This window comes from Nannocystis pusilla, assembly GCF_026626665.1.
In the GTDB taxonomy this organism is placed as follows: domain Bacteria; phylum Myxococcota_A; class Polyangia; order Nannocystales; family Nannocystaceae; genus Nannocystis; species Nannocystis pusilla.
Window position 1 is genome coordinate 11,454,542 of record NZ_JAPNKE010000002.1, and the last position, 17,209, is coordinate 11,471,750.

Annotated in this window: 14 protein-coding genes and 1 pseudogene; 5 read left to right on the forward strand and 10 right to left on the reverse strand. The window is 71.3% G+C overall.

Annotated features, from left to right (window positions below; all coding sequences use genetic code 11):
- Window positions 1-208: 208 nt before the first annotated feature.
- Window positions 209-1,012: an ADYC domain-containing protein gene (locus tag OV079_RS50635; RefSeq protein ID WP_267777736.1), complete on the reverse strand. Its 804-nt coding sequence runs from the start codon at window positions 1,010-1,012 to the stop codon at window positions 209-211.
- Between the two features lie 647 nt (window positions 1,013-1,659).
- On the opposite strand from OV079_RS50635, the gene OV079_RS50640 reads away from it, so the two are divergent.
- Window positions 1,660-2,838, forward strand: a complete 1,179-nt coding sequence (locus OV079_RS50640; RefSeq protein ID WP_267777737.1) for a serine/threonine-protein kinase — start codon at window positions 1,660-1,662, stop codon at window positions 2,836-2,838.
- Window positions 2,839-2,843: 5 nt separating this feature from the next.
- Window positions 2,844-4,736, forward strand: a complete 1,893-nt coding sequence (locus OV079_RS56920) for a tetratricopeptide repeat protein (RefSeq protein ID WP_267777738.1) — start codon at window positions 2,844-2,846, stop codon at window positions 4,734-4,736.
- 277 nt (window positions 4,737-5,013) lie between these two features.
- Here the strand turns inward: OV079_RS56920 and OV079_RS50650 are convergent, their stop codons facing one another.
- The 8 genes from OV079_RS50650 to OV079_RS50690 form a co-directional block, all read right to left on the reverse strand.
- Entirely contained in the window at window positions 5,014-5,226 is a 213-nt protein-coding gene (locus tag OV079_RS50650) for a VF530 family protein (RefSeq protein WP_267778837.1), read from the reverse strand.
- Between the two features lie 25 nt (window positions 5,227-5,251).
- Window positions 5,252-6,673, reverse strand: a complete 1,422-nt coding sequence (dbpA, locus tag OV079_RS50655) for an ATP-dependent RNA helicase DbpA (protein WP_267777739.1) — start codon at window positions 6,671-6,673, stop codon at window positions 5,252-5,254.
- Between the two features lie 240 nt (window positions 6,674-6,913).
- Entirely contained in the window at window positions 6,914-7,483 is a 570-nt protein-coding gene (locus OV079_RS50660) for a hypothetical protein (RefSeq protein ID WP_267777740.1), read from the reverse strand.
- Window positions 7,484-7,670: 187 nt separating this feature from the next.
- Window positions 7,671-8,159, reverse strand: a complete 489-nt coding sequence (locus OV079_RS50665) for a hypothetical protein (protein WP_267777742.1) — start codon at window positions 8,157-8,159, stop codon at window positions 7,671-7,673.
- A 448-nt stretch (window positions 8,160-8,607) separates the two neighbouring features.
- Window positions 8,608-9,867 carry a vWA domain-containing protein gene (locus OV079_RS50670; protein ID WP_267777744.1) on the reverse strand — a complete coding sequence of 420 codons (1,260 nt, stop codon included), beginning with the start codon at window positions 9,865-9,867 and terminating at the stop codon, window positions 8,608-8,610.
- 2,227 nt (window positions 9,868-12,094) lie between these two features.
- Window positions 12,095-13,402, reverse strand: coding sequence for a prohibitin family protein (locus OV079_RS60055; RefSeq protein ID WP_420829472.1), 1,308 nt, complete (start codon window positions 13,400-13,402; stop codon window positions 12,095-12,097).
- A 6-nt stretch (window positions 13,403-13,408) separates the two neighbouring features.
- On the reverse strand, window positions 13,409-13,597 hold the full coding sequence (locus OV079_RS50685) for a hypothetical protein (RefSeq protein WP_267777747.1): 189 nt from the start codon (window positions 13,595-13,597) through the stop codon (window positions 13,409-13,411).
- Between the two features lie 15 nt (window positions 13,598-13,612).
- The gene (locus tag OV079_RS50690) at window positions 13,613-14,218 is read right to left on the reverse strand and encodes a YcjF family protein (RefSeq protein WP_267777748.1); all 606 of its coding nucleotides are present in this window, start codon (window positions 14,216-14,218) and stop codon (window positions 13,613-13,615) included.
- Between the two features lie 373 nt (window positions 14,219-14,591).
- On the opposite strand from OV079_RS50690, the gene OV079_RS50695 reads away from it, so the two are divergent.
- Genes OV079_RS50695 through OV079_RS50705 form a run of 3 tightly spaced genes read left to right on the forward strand, consistent with a single transcriptional unit; the run spans window position 14,592 to window position 16,489 of the window.
- The gene (locus tag OV079_RS50695) at window positions 14,592-14,822 is read left to right on the forward strand and encodes an MbtH family protein (RefSeq protein WP_267777749.1); all 231 of its coding nucleotides are present in this window, start codon (window positions 14,592-14,594) and stop codon (window positions 14,820-14,822) included.
- Between the two features lie 33 nt (window positions 14,823-14,855).
- The gene (locus OV079_RS50700) at window positions 14,856-16,250 is read left to right on the forward strand and encodes an ATP-binding cassette domain-containing protein (RefSeq protein ID WP_267777750.1); all 1,395 of its coding nucleotides are present in this window, start codon (window positions 14,856-14,858) and stop codon (window positions 16,248-16,250) included.
- Window positions 16,247-16,489 (forward strand): hypothetical protein, encoded by a 243-nt coding sequence (locus OV079_RS50705; RefSeq protein ID WP_267777751.1) that lies wholly within the window; start codon window positions 16,247-16,249, stop codon window positions 16,487-16,489. The genes OV079_RS50700 and OV079_RS50705 overlap by 4 nt, the downstream gene beginning before the upstream one ends.
- A gap of 40 nt (window positions 16,490-16,529) precedes the next feature.
- Here the strand turns inward: OV079_RS50705 and OV079_RS50715 are convergent.
- Window positions 16,530-17,140: pseudogene (locus OV079_RS50715) on the reverse strand (DUF6875 domain-containing protein).
- Window positions 17,141-17,209: the final 69 nt, after the last annotated feature.

Genomic DNA, 17,209 nt, shown 5'->3' on the forward strand with positions numbered 1-17,209 from the left:
CCGTTTCACGCGGGCTGATGCGAGCGGGCGCTCGCGTCAGAGGCCACGCGACCCGAGCGCCGCTCGCTTGCCCACCATCCCGACTCAAGCCGAACCGCACGTGCTGTGAGCCGGAGCCGGCGGGCGATCCGACCGCTCCGCGGCGTCGGGGTCCTGTGATTCGCGCCGGCGATCCTGGCATGCGTCGAATGTCGCCAGCACCGTGGATTCACCTCATCCCGCCGTGGCGGACACGGCCGGGCGTCGGAGTCGCCGGGGGTTCAGGGCGGATCTTCGTCCACATGTCGTCGTCGCCGGCGAGCAGGCGGCTCCCGAGCACGCTGTCCGGGCCGCACAGCGGGATCTCGTGCTGGTCGGGGCAGACGAGCGGCGCTTTCAAGTCCTCGTCGTCGAGCCGCTTCCGCCGCAGGCAGGTCGCGCCCTGGCCGGCCTTCCACGCGGCCTCGGTGGTGTGCCCGTTGGCGTATTGGTTGATACCCCAGCGGTCGCTCATCGAGATGACCTGGCCGACGGCGGTGTAAGAGGTGCCGTCGGCGCAGTAGTCGGCGCGGACCATCCTCGTGCCGGTTCTGAATTCCTCGAGGGTGACGCTCGCCAGGCTCGGGCTGTCCGGCGCGTATCCCCACAGCGCGGCCTTGCCGACGGCGCTGGTGAGGCAGCCGAATTGGAGGGTGTTGGGGCGCGCGTCGATGTCGCCGGTGGATTTGTTCACGAGGATGTCGCCGAAGATCACCATGCGAGCGCCGACCTGATTGTCGGACTCGCAGACGTTGAACAGGTTGGCCCCGTCGACGTACATGAATGTGTAGACCCAGCGAAGCGGGTCGAGCTTGCGCGGGTGGGTGATGGGATCGGGGGTAAGGACGTCCTCGTACAGACCGGCGTCGTCCGCCGTCTCCATGTCGATCAGGCGGGCCTCGACGCTGGTGTAGAAGGGTCCGCCGACCTGGAAGGTCCAGATCGATTGGAGAAAGTCGTCCCCGGCCACCGCGGTGTCGCCGATGGGAAACATGGCCTCGCCGACGAGCTCGCCCGCTTCGGCCGCGAGGGTGGACAGCTGGACGGGATAGAAGCTTGTGCCCGTTTCACCTCGACGCTGACGAGCCTCACCCCCGCGAGCACGGCGCCGAGGGTGTCGACGGCCGAGAGGTCGGTGTTGAGGAGCTTCGAGGTGTTGAGCGGGGTAACCTCGATCCCTCGCCACTCGACGCTCGCCGGCTCGGGCGCGTCGAGGTCGTCGCAGGCGGGGCTGGCGAGGGCGGCGAGGGTGAGGGCGTAAGACAGGGAGCGGCGGTGGCGATACGTCATGGTCGATGTCCTCGGGGTTCGAGGCCTGAGTCGAGCGACGGCCGGATCCAATCCACCGGCCGCACCCTTTTTCGCGCGAGCGCGGTCGCGCGTCGCTCGCGGCCCCCCTCCGGGTACCATGTCGGGCGTGGATGAGGCCGACGAGGACGCACGCCTCCGCGCCCGGCAGGGCGGTGACGACCGGCCGGGCGAACGGCCGCCGATGCTGCGGTTCCTTCACGACGAGCGAGGGCACCGTCGACGGCATGGGGACGCGGGCGCGGAAGATCCGGGATGGAATCGGGAAAAGACGCGCCGGATGAATTGATCGCCCCCGCGGCTCGACCTTCCGCCTCGGGCGAGGAGCGACCGATGGGGCGAGACCAGGCAGACGCGACGACGCGCCCCGCGACGGAGCTCCGGCCCTCGCTCGGCGAGGCGGCGACGCAGCCCGGCGACGATTCGAGCACATGTCTCGAAGGACAGGTCGCGCTCCCGGGGCGCACCGGGCCGCTGGCGTTCCCCAGCCTCGACGGCGCCGACGACCGGCGGATGGAAGATCTGCTGGCGGCGCGGCTGTTCCCGCGCCGGGCGGCGCTGCGGATCGGCCGCTATACGGTGCTCGACCGCATCGGCCAGGGCGGAATGGGGGTCGTGTACGCGGCTTACGATCCGGAGCTCGATCGCAAGGTGGCGATCAAGCTGCTCGGCGAGTCGCTCGCCGGGGGCGCCGAGGCGCGGCTCGTCCGCGAGGCGCAGGCGATGGCCCGCGTGGTCCACGCCAACGTGGTGGCCGTCATCGAGGTCGGTCGCCACGAAGGACAGATGTATGTGGTGATGGAGCACGTGCGGGGGATCGGCCTCGACCGCTGGCCGGAGCGCCGACCGCACTGGCGGGACACGCTCGCGGTCTACGTGCAGGCCGGCCGCGGGCTGGCGGCGGCCCACCGCGCCGGGGTGATCCACCGCGACTTCAAGCCGCACAACGCGATGCTGGTCGAAGGCGGGGTCGACGACGGGCGCGTGAAGGTGCTCGACTTCGGGCTGGCCCGCGCGGCGCTGGTCGAGCCGTCGGCGATCGAGCCGTCGAGCGGGCTGCTCGGCGCGCCGCTGACGCGCACGGGGGCGCTGATGGGCACGCCGGCGTACATGGCCCCCGAGCAATTCGCGGGCGAGCCGGCCAGCGAGGCCAGCGATCAATACAGCTTCGCGGTCTCGCTGTATCAGGCGCTCTACGCTCAATTGCCGTTCGCCGCCGATTCGCTGGCCGAGCTGATGGCGGCGCAAGCCGGGGCGGTGCGTCCGCCACCGGCCGACAACGAGGTGCCGGGCTGGGTGCTGCGCGTCGTGGTCCGCGGGCTCGCGCGGGCGCCCGCCGACCGGCACGCGTCGATGGCGGCGTTGTGCGACGCGCTGGAGCGCGACCCGGCGGCCCGGCGCCGCAACACCGCGCTGGCGCTGGCGTTCGGGGCGACGCTGGGGGCCGGCGGTTGGGGCCTGGCCCAGCTCGACGAGCGGGTGCGCCGTGCAGCGGGCCGGGGTTCGAACTGACGGAGGTGTGGAGCGAGGCCCGCGCGGACGCGCTGCGCGAGGCGTTCGTCGCCACCGGGCTGACCTACGCGGCCGACACGGCGCAGCGGGTGGCGCCGCTCGTCGACGCGTACGCCGGGGCGTGGGCGGCGAGCCGTCGCGCGTCGTGCGAGGCGCACCGGCGCGGCCAGCAGTCCGACGCGCTGTTCGACCTGAGCATGGCGTGCCTCGATCGCCGGCGCGCCGGTCTGGTGGCGCTCACCGACCTGCTCGTGCACGCCGACGCGGCGCTGGTCGACCGGGCGATCGAGGCGACGCTGGGGCTGCCGCCGGTGACCGCGTGCACCGACGCGACGGCGCTGACGACGGAGACGCGGGTGCCGGACGAGCCGACGCTGGCGCGCGGGGTGGCGGCGGAGCGGCTGCGCCTGGCCGAGGCCGAGGTGCTGCTCGGCGCGGGCCGCTTCACGGCGGCGGCCGAGGCGGCCGGGGCGACGCTGGCGCGCGCCGAGGCGCTCGGCTTCTCGCCGCTGGTGGCCGAGTCGGCGCTGGTGCTGGGGACGACCGAGCTCGAACAGACCCGCGGCGAGGCGGCCGAGCGCGCGTTGACGACGGCGCTGCGCCGCGGGATCGAGGGGCGCGCCGATCGTACCGCCGCCGAGGCGGTGGCCCGCCGCCTGTACGTGCGCGGCGTGCAGCTCGGCCGCGACGAGGCGGCGGGGAGCGACGAGGAGCTGGTGATCGCCCACGTCGGTCGCTTCCCCGCCGACGGCCGCCTGCAGTGGCTCGCGTACAACAACCGCGGGACGCGGATGCACATGCGGCAGGAGGTCGCCGCCGCGCGCTCGCTGTACGAGCAGGCGCTCGCGCACACGCAGGGGCCGACGCCGCTCGAGCTGGCGCGCACGCGCGTCAACCTCGGCAGCCTCGCGGCCGAAGCGCGGGACTACGCCGCGGCGCTGGCGTCGTACAGCGCCGCCCTCGCGGAGGCGACCGCGGCGCTCGGGCCCGGGCACCCGCTGGTCCAGCAGATCCTCGTCTACGAGGCGAAGGCGTTGCAGTCGCTCGGCCGCCACGCGCTCGCGCGGGCCCGCATCGAGCAGGCGCTGCAGCACGTCGCGCCGGCGGGCCAGGCGACCCCGGCGGCGATGTGGCCGTTCATCCGGCTGTCGGACCTCGAGCGTCGCCGCGGCGCCCGGGCGAAGGCCGCGGAGCTGGCGAGCCGGGCCCTCGCGCTGGCGCAGGACGACCTGCTGGGGACCATCAACGCCGAGACCATGCTGGCCGAGGCGCTGGACGATCCCATCGCGGCGCAGGAGCACTACGCGGCCGCGCTCGCCCGCTGCGAGGCGAGCTTCGGCGAGCGTCACATGATCACGGCGTCGTTCCAGCGGCACGCCGCGGCGGGGCTGCTGCGACTGGGGCAGGCGAGCGAGGCGCAGGCGTGGATCCGGCGCTCGCTGGCGACCTGCGAGGCGCTCGATCCGTCCGCGGCGGTGACCGCGGAGAGCCGGAGGGTCGCCAGCGACATCGCCCTGGCGCTGGGACAGCACGAGGAGGCGCTCGCCTCGGCGCGCGCGTCGTTGGCCCTGCTGGCGGCGCTGCCCGGCGATCGGGCGCTCGACGTCGCGGCGGCCCGGCGCTCGCTGGGGCGGGCGCTGCTGGCCGCCGGGAGGGACGACGAGGCTAGCGAGGCGCTGCGCGCGGCGCTGGAGTCGATGGCGCCGCGGCTCGACGCCGACGACCCCGACCTCGCCGGCGCGCGGGTGGAGCTGGCGCGGGCGCTGCTCGCCGACGAAGCCTCGCGCGCGCCCGAGGCCCGCGCGCTGCTCGAGCCGGCGATCGCCACGTATCGGGTCCTCGGGGCGACCTTCGCCGGCCAGCGCGAGGCGGCGGAGCGGCTGCTCGCCGACCCGTGAGTCCTGGCACCGCCGCCTTCCGAAAAAATCGACGGGCTCGTGAACTGAATCGGCCGCGGCTTCGACCTCGCGGTCGTCGCTCCGGCGAATTCGTCGAGCCCCGTCCCTCGACGAACCGCAGATTGACCATATGTCCCGTGAGACATGTTTTTATAAACATGTCCTATAGACCCAACGGTCAGTGAAGGCGCTCGCTCGGCCGCGAGCTGCGAGGATCGCGTCTCATCGGCTCGGCGCCGGCGATCACGAGGGGAGCCGAGCGCCTGGTGGCGATGCCCTACAGCCCTTGCCGCCTGCGCTCGCGCTGGACGAAGAGATACAGGCTCTCGACTTTCTCTCGGGCCCAGGGGGTCTTGCGGAGGAACTTGAGGCTCGACGACACGCTCGGCTCGCTGGTGAAGCAGCGGATCGAGATGCGCCGGCCGAGCTCTTGCCAGCCGAAGAAGGCCACCAGGTCGTTGACCATGGCCTCGAGGGTGATGCCGTGCAGCGGATCTTGGACTTCGGGCTCGTCGTCACTTCAGCACCCGGGCGCGAAACGACCGGCCCTTGATCTTGCCGGCGCGCAGCCCCTTCAACGCTCGTTCTGCGTGGTCGCTGCGGATCGCCACGTAGGTATGGCGGACCAGGATGTCGATCTTGCCGACGACCTCGGCCGGGAGGCCGACGTCGCCGGTGAGCGCCCCGAGCAGGTCGCCGGCGCGCAGCTTGTCCTGCCGGCCGCCTTCGATGACGAGGGTCGTCATCGGCGGCCGCGTCGGCCTGTCGTCGTCGAGGTTGGGCAACTCTCCCCAGCGAAACGGCGCCCCCTGCGCTCGCTCGAGCGCCGCGACCCGTTCGCGCTCGAACGGCGAGCAGAGCGCCAACGCCTGCCCCTTGCGCCCCGCGCGGCCGGTGCGGCCGATCCGGTGCAGATGCACGTCGGGATCGGTGGGCAGCTCCCACGAGACGACCGCCGAGAGCTCCTGGATGTCGAGGCCGCGGGCCGCGACGTCCGTCGCCACCAGCACGGCGCAGCTCTTGTTGGCGAAGCGCAGCAGCACCTCGTCACGCTCGCGCTGTTCCAGCTTGCCGTGCAGCGCCAGCACCGAGAAGCCCCGCCTGGCGAGCTGGGCGCTGACCTCCCGCACGTCGTTGCGGGTGTGGCAGAACACCAGCGCCGATTCGGGTCGGTGCTGCGACAGCAAGGCGGCGAGCGCGTCGAGCTTGCGGGCGGGCTCGACTGCGAAGAAGGTCTGCTCGATGTCGGCGCGGCTGACGACGCTGTCGACCGTGACGGCCACGGGATCGCGCTGCAGCCGGCGGCTCAGCGCCCGGATGTCCTCGGGGTAGGTCGCCGAGAACAGCAGGGTCTGCCGCGCGCTCGGGGCCTGTTCGACGACCGCGGTGATGGACTCGAGGAAGCCCATGTCGAGCATGCGATCGGCCTCGTCGAGCACCAGGACGCGCAGACCGGACAGCTCGAGGTTGCTGCGCGCCAGGTGATCGAGGATGCGCCCCGGGGTGCCGACGACGACGTGCGGAGCCGCCTGCAGCGCCGGCTTCTGCGTCCGCACCGGCACGCCGCCGCACAGGGTCACGACCCTCAGGTTGGCGATGAACCGCGCGAGGCGCCGGAGGACGGTGCTGACCTGATCGGCGAGCTCCCGGGTCGGACAGAGCACGAGCGCCTGCGCGCGGGCGAGGTCGACGTCGACGCGGGCCAGCAGGGCCAGGCCGAACGCCACGGTCTTGCCGCTGCCCGTGCTGGCCTGGGCGATCACGTCCTGGCCCGCGAGCAGGCTCGGCAGCGCCTGCGCCTGGACCGGTGTCATGTGCGACAGGCCGAGCACCGCGAGCGCCTGGGCGAGCGGAGGCGCCAGCGCGAGCGCGGCGAAGGTCTCCTGCGGGCCCGGCGGGGCTGGCGATGGTTCAGGGGTTGTCGTCGACTCCGTCATGCCGGCCGTGGCGCCACATTCAGAGCGGACCCCGCTCCGCGGAGCCGGCGCGCACCCTAGCCGAGGGGGCACGCCCCCGCAAGCCCGAACGGACCGATCGCTGCAACCGAGGGACCACCCCGGCGCAATGGAACATCCTCGTCTCGCCGCAGCGGATGGGGCGTGTCGTGCTGCGCGCGTCGACGGCCGAGCGCTCGAAGGTGTCTGAAAGGGCATGTCGTTTTGGACATGCTCGAATGTTCAACCTCCGCCCGGGCAGCGCGCGCGATAGTCACGGACCAGCACGGCGAGGCCGTCGGCCTCGGGTTCGGCCTGCAGGCGCGCGAGGACGAGGCCCGCGCGCTCGGCCGGCGCGGCGGCCCGCACCTCGGCGGCGAACGTGAAGGGCGCCGCGTCGCACGCGAGCTCGTCGCACACCTCGATCTCGGCGACGATCGCCCGCGCCTCGGCGGCCAGCGCTGCCACGAGCTGGCGATCGCACGGCACGTCGGGGGCGGGGAAGCGGTGCAGCCCGTCGACGACGTGCATCCACTGGTGCGCCAGGCGGGCGGTGGCGGCGGCGTCGGCGAGCGAGTCCGCCAGCACGACGACGCCGTCGGGGCGCGACGTGCCGCGCGCGTGGCCGCCGAAGCAGATCGTCGGGCTCGCGCCGGCGATCGCAGGTCCGACGCGCGAGCCGCGGACCGCGGCGACCAGCGAGCGTGCGCGCTCGGCGTGGGCGACGGTACCCGCCGGACAGGGCCGCGGCGCAGGCTCGCACGCGAGACCGGCCACGAGCAGCAGGGCGGCGAGGGGGCGGCTGCCGATCACGAGCGACGGATGATACCGTGGCGGCGAGGAAAAACGTGAGACTGTACCTCCCTGTGCGCATCGTTTGGCCCCTCGCGGCCGCATTCGCGCTGCTCGCCGGCTCCGCGCGCGCCGATGTCATTCGCCGGCCGCCCGACGACTGCCCGCCCGGCAGCGAGGGGGGCACCGGCCATTGCGGTGCGGAGTGCTACGCGCTGGTCTGCACGAGCGACGACGAGTGCCCCGACGGCACGACCTGCCAGGCGACGAAGGCGTGCATTCGCGTCCTCGATTGCTTTCCCGAGCCACAACACGTCCACGGCGGCGCGTGCTCGCCCGGGGATACCTGCCGCGGCGACGGCGAGACCTGCCAGGCCATCGACCTGTGCCTCCCGGCCGGTGAGACGTCGTCCGGTGGGAGCGAGACCGGCAGCAGCACGAGCAGCGGCACGAGCAGCACGGGCAGCGGCACGAGCAGCGCGAGCACGAGCAGCACGGGCAGCGGCACGAGCAGCACGAGCACGAGCACGAGCAACACGAGCGGCACGAACGGCGGCACGAGCAGCGAGAGCACCAGCACCACGACCGCTGGCACGAGCAACGGCAGCACCACGGCGACCCCGACGACCGGCGGCCAGCCGGGGACCACGAGCGGCGCCACGAGCAGCTTGACGGGCGGCGGCGCGGGCAGCGACACGGCCGGCGGAGGCGGCGGCGACAAGGGCGGCTGCGCCGGCTGCCGCCTCGCGGACGGGCCGCACGGGGTCTTCGCCCTGCTCGTGATCGTCGGGGCGCGCCGGCGGAGGTCGCGTCGACATGTCCCGAGAGCCATGTGAATCCGCGAGCGCCAGGCCGCGAGGGCTGCGCATCCCGATCCGCGCCGCCTCGGCTGTGAGGGCACGAGCTCGAGGGCGGCGGCGAATCGAATGACGGCAGTCCGCCGCGGGCGGCGACGAATGACACGAGCGCGCGGCCGTCGTGGCGATCGCGCGGCGCCGGAGCGCGCTCATTCGGCGAGGTCGAGTGATTTCAGGCGCAGCGACTGCCTTTGCGCCTTCTTCTCGGTGCGGTCGTAATCGTGAGCCCCCTGATACGGTGACTCCGACGTGGAGGCGGACGACGCGGCTTCGCGGCGACGCGACGCCTCACGGGCAGTCGAGGTCGACCTGCGCGCTCCCTGACGAGAGCAACCCGGCGCAGGCGGCCCCGCACAGCCGGACGCGTGAATTGTCGCCGCTCGTGTACACCCAGCCGTCGCCGGTCGAACAATTCAGGTTCGGCGAATACGCGTAGTTCATGCCGGCGACCGTCACGCGGGTCGCGGTCGGGTCGGCCGGGGTGTCGCCGAGGCTGAGCTCGCAGCCGAGGGTCACGCGGACCGCCTCGTCGAGGTACGCGCCGAGCTCGCTCTCGTTCGAGGCGTCGTAGAACTTGGCCGCGCCGGCCCGCGGGCGCCCGCCCGCCTCGGCGAGCGCGTTGAACTCGACCACCGGATTGACGTTGTCCGGGTTGCCGTCCTTTATGACCTGGCTGTACGAGTCGGGGAGGGCGACGCCGACGACGGCCGTCGGGATCTGGTCGTTCGACCAGGCGGCGCCGACGATCCCGTGCACGCTCGTGTCGAGGACCTCGAACAGCCCGTCGGCGTTCGGCGCGCTGTCGGAACAATTCGGCGGGCCGTCGCCGATGAGCACCATCGCCCGCGCTTCGTTCGCCGGCGCCGAATCGAGGGAGGAGAGCGCCCCGTCGAGGCCTCTGGCCATCGGCGTCGCGCCCTTGAGCATCGCGTCGGCCGCCGGCAGCGCGGCGCCGATCGCCGCCGCGTTACCCAGCGCCGGGGCGACCTCGGGGCTGGTGTTGGTCACGCACGCCCCCGCGCTGTAGTCGGTCGTCGCGGCGCTCGACGGGAACATCATCAGGCCGAGCTTGTGCTGCGCCTGATACTTGCCGATCACCGCGGTCAAGGTCTTGTGAAGGCTGCTCCACTTGCTGATCGCGGGGGTCCCGGGGTTGCCGTCGTGATCCCAGGTGCCGACGGAGAACGAGCCGCTGCGGTCGAGCACGAAGATCAGGTTGGTCTTCGGCGCGTCCAACTGGAGGTTCTTGCAATTGCCCGGCTCGCCGGTGGTCATCGGCGGATCGCCGGTCGGGTCGCTGTCCGACGTCGGCCCCGGGCCGCCGGTGACGGTCGGATCGCTCGTCGGACCGCTGGTCGGATCGCCGGTCGGCCCCGCGCTCGTGTCGCTGGTCGAGCCGTCGGTCGGATCGCCGCCCGGACCGCCGCTCGGGTCGCCCTCGGACCCGCCGCCGGGGTCCATGCACAAATTGTTCGTCTGGCAGACGAGCCCGTTGAAGCACTGCCCCTGAATGCACGCCCCGCTGATGAACCCCGGATCGATGCCCACGGAGTCCAGCGGATCGCCGTCATTGTTGCAAGCGAGGGAGAGTAGCGAGATGGATGAGAGGAGACGAATCGACACACTCGGCATGGCTCGGAGGATCGCGGCCGGCGCAGGCTGATAGGACAATGTGTGGACGCGGCGGCCGGTCGGCCGGGTTCGCCGCCGCGCGGGTTCGGTCAATCGTCTACGTGTATCACAGGCACGGGCCGCTTGCGCCGCGACTTCCCGGGCGGGGGCGGAGGCGGCACCGACGGCGGTGGATCGGCGCGCCGTCGGGGGCCCGGCGGCACTGTGGCGAACACGTAGCCGAGTTCCGCGATGCGCATCGCCCGGGTCCCGGGTCGTCCGCCGCGGCTGGCCCTGGAGGCGTCGGGCGGGATCGTGCGACGCAGGACGTGCGCGAGGGAGCGCCCACGCGACCATGGCGCCCCGGTCCGCCGGCACCGGGCGCACCTCCTGCGACATCGATGCGGAGGCTCCGGGCCGGCTCGGGATGGCTCGCGGATCTCGGCCGGGCGGAGCCTGCCGCGGACAATGGACATGACCTTTCAGACACGTACGAATCGGCGGAGCAATGGAGCATGGGCCGCGAGATCAGGATCGAGAATGCAATGAAACTCCATACTCCCGGCGCTCGTGCGGAGCCTGCGAAGACGGCGGAGTGGCCGCACGCGATCGAGCGCCGGCGAGCCGCTCGCGTCGGGATCGCCGCGGCAGACGTTGGCGGGGGCGAGCTTCGCGGGAGCTACCCTCGCCGTCATCCGGCAGATCACGGGCCGGACTCCGCGTGTTCACAGGAGTACCAGTCGCACGGACAGCCGACGATCGCGTTCGGACCGCGCAGGAGGAGGCCCGCGTCCGTCGTATCGGCACGGCATCCATGCGGCCGAGGTGCCTCGTCATGTTTGACGCCCTGAAGCCCGTGTGCGAGGATGCCCTCGCAATGTCCACGAATGTCCAGCTGCGCGTAGTTCGCCGCGTCTCGAGTGGTGCGTGATGGAGGCGGCGATTCGCATCGGCCTCGCCCTCGCGCTCACGGCTCTCGTGATCGCGCTGTTCAGGCTCGGCCGCCGCAAACCGGCCTCGCGCGGGGCCGAGACGGGCCCCGGGGATGGGGCTCCATCGTCGGCAATGCGCTGTTCCTCGGCGCCTTGTGGGCCATGGTCGGCGTCATCGCGGCGTTCATGGCACTGGGCGGCAACCTGGTCGACGCCGTCCCACAGGCCGCCGAATTCGCCGAGGTCCGGGACGAGCTCGGCGACGCACCGCTCGAGTGCGGCCCTCCTGGCCCGCTCGGGCAGCCGAACCTCGTCGAGGTCGTCCACAGCTTCGATCAAGGGCCCTGGCTCTCGCAAGCGGCCGACGCCTTCATGAAGCAGTGCCCGAACGTCCAGCTGCGGCTGACCGCGGGCGACGATTTCGAGGTCGCCAACGCCATTCTCCGCGGCGAGCTGCGACCGACGCTGTGGGCGCCGGCCGAGGAGCTCTCGCTGCGCTACCTGGAGATCCGCTGGCGAGAGCAGTCCCACGAATTGCTGTTCCGGATCGACGAGCGGCGCCCCCTCGTCCGCTCGCCGCTCGTCGCCCTGCTCCACGAGGCGCAGTTCCGGACGCTGCGGGCGATCCGCGAGGCCGACCGCGAAGGGCTGGGGTTCTGGGCCGATGCGCTCTGTCCCACGATTCCTCGCGCGCCCGCGCTCGACAGCGTGCTGCAGGAGGACATGCTCCCGGGTACCTGGCTCGATTGGTTCGTCCAGCGCAACCCGCCGCCGCCGCCGCCCGACCCGCGGCTCGCGGCGAAGAAGCGGCGCTCTGCCGCTGGGGCCCCGCCGACGCCCGCCGCTCCGCTGCTCCCGACGCCCGACGAGCTGCGCTCCTGGGGCCGCGTCAAGCTGGGGTTCCCCGCGCCGACGTCCTCCGCCGGCGGCCTCTCGACGCTCCTGCTGATGGCCCGGCAGCACCTCCTCGGCGACGCCGCCGGCGACATCACGCCCGCGCTCGAGCGCGAGGCGGAGCTCCTGCAGCGGTGGCTGCGGCGCTGCAACGCGGGGCGTGACGAATGGTTCGCCTCCGCGTTGCTGCTGACCGACCACGTCTTCGACCTCGGCCCGAAGAGCTACGACGGCGTCATCACTTACGAGAGCCTCGTCTTCCCGATCCTCGCGCGGCTCCAATCCGACGAGCTCGGAGAAGTCCGGGTGTATTACCCGTCGACGACCCTCGTCGCCGATCACCCCGCGGTGCTGATGTGGCCCGACGACGAGGCGCGCGCGCATGAGCTCGACGCGGCGCGGCGCTGGCTGCAATACCTGGGGCGCGAAGAGGTGCAGCGGAGCGCCATCTCGTATGGCCTGCGCCCGGGGCAGCTCGACCGGCCGCTCGGCGCTTTCGACCTCGAGAAGAACCCCTTCCTCGACATGCGACGCTTCGGCATCCAGCTCGAGCCGACTTTCAAAGAGCCGCCGCGGCCGGACGGGGCGGTGCTGCTCCGGCTGCTCGAGCTGTGGCGAGACGCGACCGGCCGGAGTTGAGCGAGCTCAAGGCGCCGCGGACGACGCCGGGGCCGTCGATTCGGAGGCCGGCGACGCGGCGGCCGACTTCGCGGCGGTCGACGGTGAGACCGTCGTCGATTCACCACCGACGTTGAACAACAGCGAGGAGTTCGAGCCGGCTCCTCCGCCGAGGACGACCACCTTGAGTTGGTCGACTTGGCGAGCTCCGCCGTCGCTTCGAGGTCGCGCCAGCGCAGCACGTCGGGCGAGAGCTCGCCGATGATCGTGTTGTAGTCGCGGATGCCGCTCGCCTCGGTGCGCTTGCGCTGGGCCTCCGCCTCCTCGCGCTCGAGCCGGTGGCGATACTCGAGCGTGAGCTGCTCCTGGCGGTACCGCTCGGCGATCGCGGCGAGGACCGCATCGGGCAATTCGAGGTCGACCAGCTCGAGCTCCTGGATCTGCGCGTACGGCTTCTTCTCGTCGCCGTCGCCGAGCTCCTTGCGGCTGAGCGCGGAGATCCGCCGCAACTCGAGCATCAGGTCGTTGGCGCTCGAGTAGATCTTGTGCGCCGACCGGTCCCCGAAGGTCCGCCGGACGTGGGCCTGGATGTCGGGCTTTATCACCCGCTCGAAGTAATCGGGGCCGATGTCGCGGTGGAGATGCCCGAGCATGTCGCTGTACGGCCGGAACTTCACCGAGACGGAGACCTGCAGGTTGAGCCCCTCGTCGCTGAGGACGTCGAAATTCAACGTCTTCTGCTGCAGGCGCACCTCGTACAGCGTCATGTGGTCCCACGGCGGGATGATGTGCAGCCCTTCGCCCCACACCCTGTCGGTCACGGTGCCGCCGGCGAAATAGCGGTACATCACCCCCTGGCTGCCGGTCGGGACGGTGATGAACATCCGCGGCCACAGGAAGCCGAGCAGCAGCAGCGCCACGACCAGCGCGGTGTAGGTGAGGTATTCGACCTGGCCGAGCGTCTTCTCGCTCCACTCGCGGAGCGGCGAGCGGTCGTCGGCCTCCCTCTTCTCCCGGGTGCTCGCCATGAGACCTCAGCCTGCTCGCCGTTTGGCCTTGCGCGGACCCGAGAGCAGGGCGGCGATGAATCCGCCGATCGGCGTCAGCACGATCGACAGCAGCACCGTCAGCCAGAAGCCGAGGCGCCGCGTCGTGCCGAGCAGCCCGAGCGCCAACAGGGTCACTACCGGCAGCGCGTAGACGAAGAGCAGGGTCAATTCCATCGACCGCGCCTCCGGTTACGCCGGCCCCTGGGGCGACACGTTCGGCGCGCCGGGTCGATTCCGCAGCTCGGCGACCTTCTCCTTCGCGCCCTCGAACTCGCGCCGGAAGTGGTCGCGCATCCGGTGCGGATCGAAGTCGAGGAAGGTGCCCCCGGATTCGAAGTGCATGACGAAGACGCGGCCAATGGCGTGAGTGAAGGCGCCGGACGCGACCGGCACGCTGACGATCCCGAGCGCCGTCCCGACCACCGGAATCAGCTTGGCCAGGCTCATCCCCAGCGCCGCGCCCACACCGACGCCGCCGATCCCGACGAGCAGCGAACCGACGAGCTTCTTGGCGAGGTCCTCGCGGAACGCGATGCCGTAGAGGGCGGACAGCTCCTTGAGCTGCTTGACCTGCACCGCGCTGACGGCGAGCACGTCGGCGATCGGGATCGGCACGACCCCGGCGCCGAGCGCCCACAGGACGTTACGATGAATGATCGCGTCGGCCTGCATCAGCCGCGTCTCGGGATCATGGGCCACTTCTTTCACTTGTGTCGTCTCGCTCACCATGGACAGTACCTCACTGCGTTTGAGTCCCAATGTCAAGGTCGTTGCATCGTTTTCGCGGTCGCGCACCGCGCGCGACTTTGCGTCGAGGAGCTCGCTACGGCCCCGTCTGGTACGCGTGAACGCTCTCGCCCGGCGTGCTCGCCCGTCGCGAACGATTCATCGCGCATTGCACTGCGAGGCCTCCGAGCCCGCCCGCGGGGGGCGTCTTTCCGGAGCACCTGATGGGATGCTCGTAGGGTTCGGCGGAGCCCGTGTGACACGAGTCCGATCGTCGCTCGGGCGGCCCCCTCGATCGCCGCTCGCGCGCGTGCACCATCGTGATCCTGTGCATCGTCGTCGTGCGCCTCGCGGCGCGCTGCGGGTGTTGACGGCGAACGTTCGACGTGCGAGCGTCCTGTCGTTCTCCACATCTGGATCTCCACCGATCAGGAACACTTCCATGCGCGAAGACGAGACGGATGACACCCGGCTTTACGAGGTGGTCATCAACCACGAGGAGCAGTACTCGATTTGGTCCGCCGACCGCGAACTGCCGGCCGGATGGCGCAAGGCGGGCAAGAGCGGCACCAAGCGAGAGTGCCTCGCCCACGTCGATGAAGTGTGGACCGACATGCGGCCGCTGTCCTTGCGGCTCGCCATGGCACAGGCCGCGGAAGAGCGGACGGGCTGAGCCCGCCTGACCCGCGTACGACGGCATCGATTCATGACTATCGTCGAACTGTTCCTCGACGAGGCGGGGAAGGAGCGGCGCGGGGTGCTGGCCGCGGCCAGCCTCGCCGGCGTCGCCAACGTGCTGGTGCTCGCATTGGTCAATGCGGCCAGCGCTTCGTCCGACCCGACCGAATTCCGCGTGTTTGCGATGTTCGCCGTGGGCGTCATCCTGTACGCCGTCGCGGGGCGCGCCACGTACCACCGCTGCGTGGCCATCGTCGAGTCGGCGCTGCACCGCATGAAGACCCGGATCGTCGACAAGATCGAGCACACCGATCTCGCCAGCATCGAACGCATCGGCTCCGCCGAGATCTTCGACCGCCTCACGGAGAACGTGGCGGTGATCTCCGGATGGGCGGGGAACATGGCCCACGTGCTGCAGTCGGCCAGCATCTCCGTGTTCGCCTGCCTCTACCTCGCGTACGTGTCGCCGACTGCGTTCGTGCTGCTCGCGCTGCTGACCGCGATCAGCGTGAGCATCTACCGCGCCAGGCTCCGCGAGCTCGACGGCTACTTTCAGGAGAAAGCCGAGACCCGCCTGCGCTTCTTCGACTCGCTGACGGATCTGCTGCGCGGCTTCAAGGAGGTCAAGTACAGCCGGCGTCGCGGCAGCGAGCTGCGCGCCGGCATCGTCGCTCACTCCGAGCGGATGCGCCGCGCGACCGTCCAGTCCGGCCGGATCTTCGACGACAACTGGATCTTCGCCAATTGCAGCCTGTTCGCGCTGCTCGGCACCGTCGTGTTCGTGCTCCCCCAGTACGTCCCCACCGACACCGCGATGACCGGCACCCTCGTCGCCGGCACGATGTTCATCTGGGGTCCGCTCAGCGGCATCATCAACGGCGTGGCCGCGTTCACCCGCTCCAACCAGGCGCTGGCCGAGATCGCGGCGCTCGAGGCCAAGCTCGACGCGGCCGGCCTCGAGAGCTCCGAGCCCGGCGAGGACCCCTGGGGCGGGCGCTTCTCGTCGATCGAGCTGCGCGGCCTTCAATACGGTCACGCCGGGGGCACCGATCGCGGCTTTCACATCGGGCCGATCGACCTCACCGTGAACGCCGGCGAGGTGCTGTTCATCGTCGGCGGCAACGGCAGCGGCAAGACGACCCTGGTCAAGACGCTCACCGGCCTGTACGCGGCGAGCGGTGGCCGACTCGTGGTCGACGGCATCGCCGTCGACCCGCGCAACGCCGCCGCCTACCGCGAGCTGTTCACGACGATCTACTCCGACTTCCACCTGTTCTCGCGCCTCTACGGCCTCGCCGACGTCGACGCGAGCGAGGTCCACCGCCTGCTCGGGCAGATGCACCTCCGCAGCCAGACGTCGTTCGCCGACGGGGCTTCACCAAGCGCGAGCTGTCGACCGGCCAGCGCAAGCGCCTGGCGATGATCGTCGCGCTGCTCGAGGACCGCCCGATCTACGTGTTCGACGAGTGGGCCGCCGACCAGGACCCCGAGTTCCGCAAATACTTCTACACCGAGCTGCTCCCCACGCTCCGGGCCCGCGGAAAGACCGTGCTCGCGGTCAGCCACGACGACCGCTACTTCTCCTGCGCAGACCGGGTCATCACGATGGAGCAGGGACAGATCCGCAGCATCCAGCGCGCTGCGGACGGCGCCGGTCCTTGACCCGTTCGGGGCGATCGCTGTCGGGCGCGCGGTGCTCATCTCATCCTGGGTGGCTCGGCGGAAACGCGGCGTCCAGGACCGCCTCCCAGTTGACCGGCAGCTGCGGTACGCCGGCGGCGGCGATGCGCACGGTGAGCTCGTCGCGGGCGGTGATGCCGAACCTCCGGACGTAGGCCGACAAGTACTCCGGGCGGGAGAACAGGAACATCAGATCGGTGAGCTGCATCGGGCGAATCACCAGCATCGGGTGCGGCGCTTCGAGCGGGCGGTAGTCGGGGTTGTGCAAGCCGGGCTCGCGGCAGCCGGGATAGACTGGCCGATCATCAGACCCTGGGCGGTGATCTCGGGCTTGAGCGCCTGTTGTATCGGGTCGATGAACCACGGCCCCGCGTCGTTCGGCAATTCGGGGAATAGGGTCAGGATGGCGCGGAACTCACGGCCCATCCCGGTGGTGGGGAGCTCCGTGGGAAAGCGTGCCACCAGCGCGCGGATCACCGACTCCACGGCGGCGGGGTGCAGCTCTCCTTCGTACACATGGAAGCGGATCGATCGAAACCGGTTCAGGCCGGGCTCGACAAAGGGACACACGGACCCCTTGCGACCGATGATCGGGTTCGGCCTGGAGATGAACGTCTTGAGCCACGTCCGCACCTCCCGCAGTTGCGCGCGTCGCTGCCGGGAGACCGGCGCTCTGCTCGTCGAGATGCTCGGCGCAGAGCA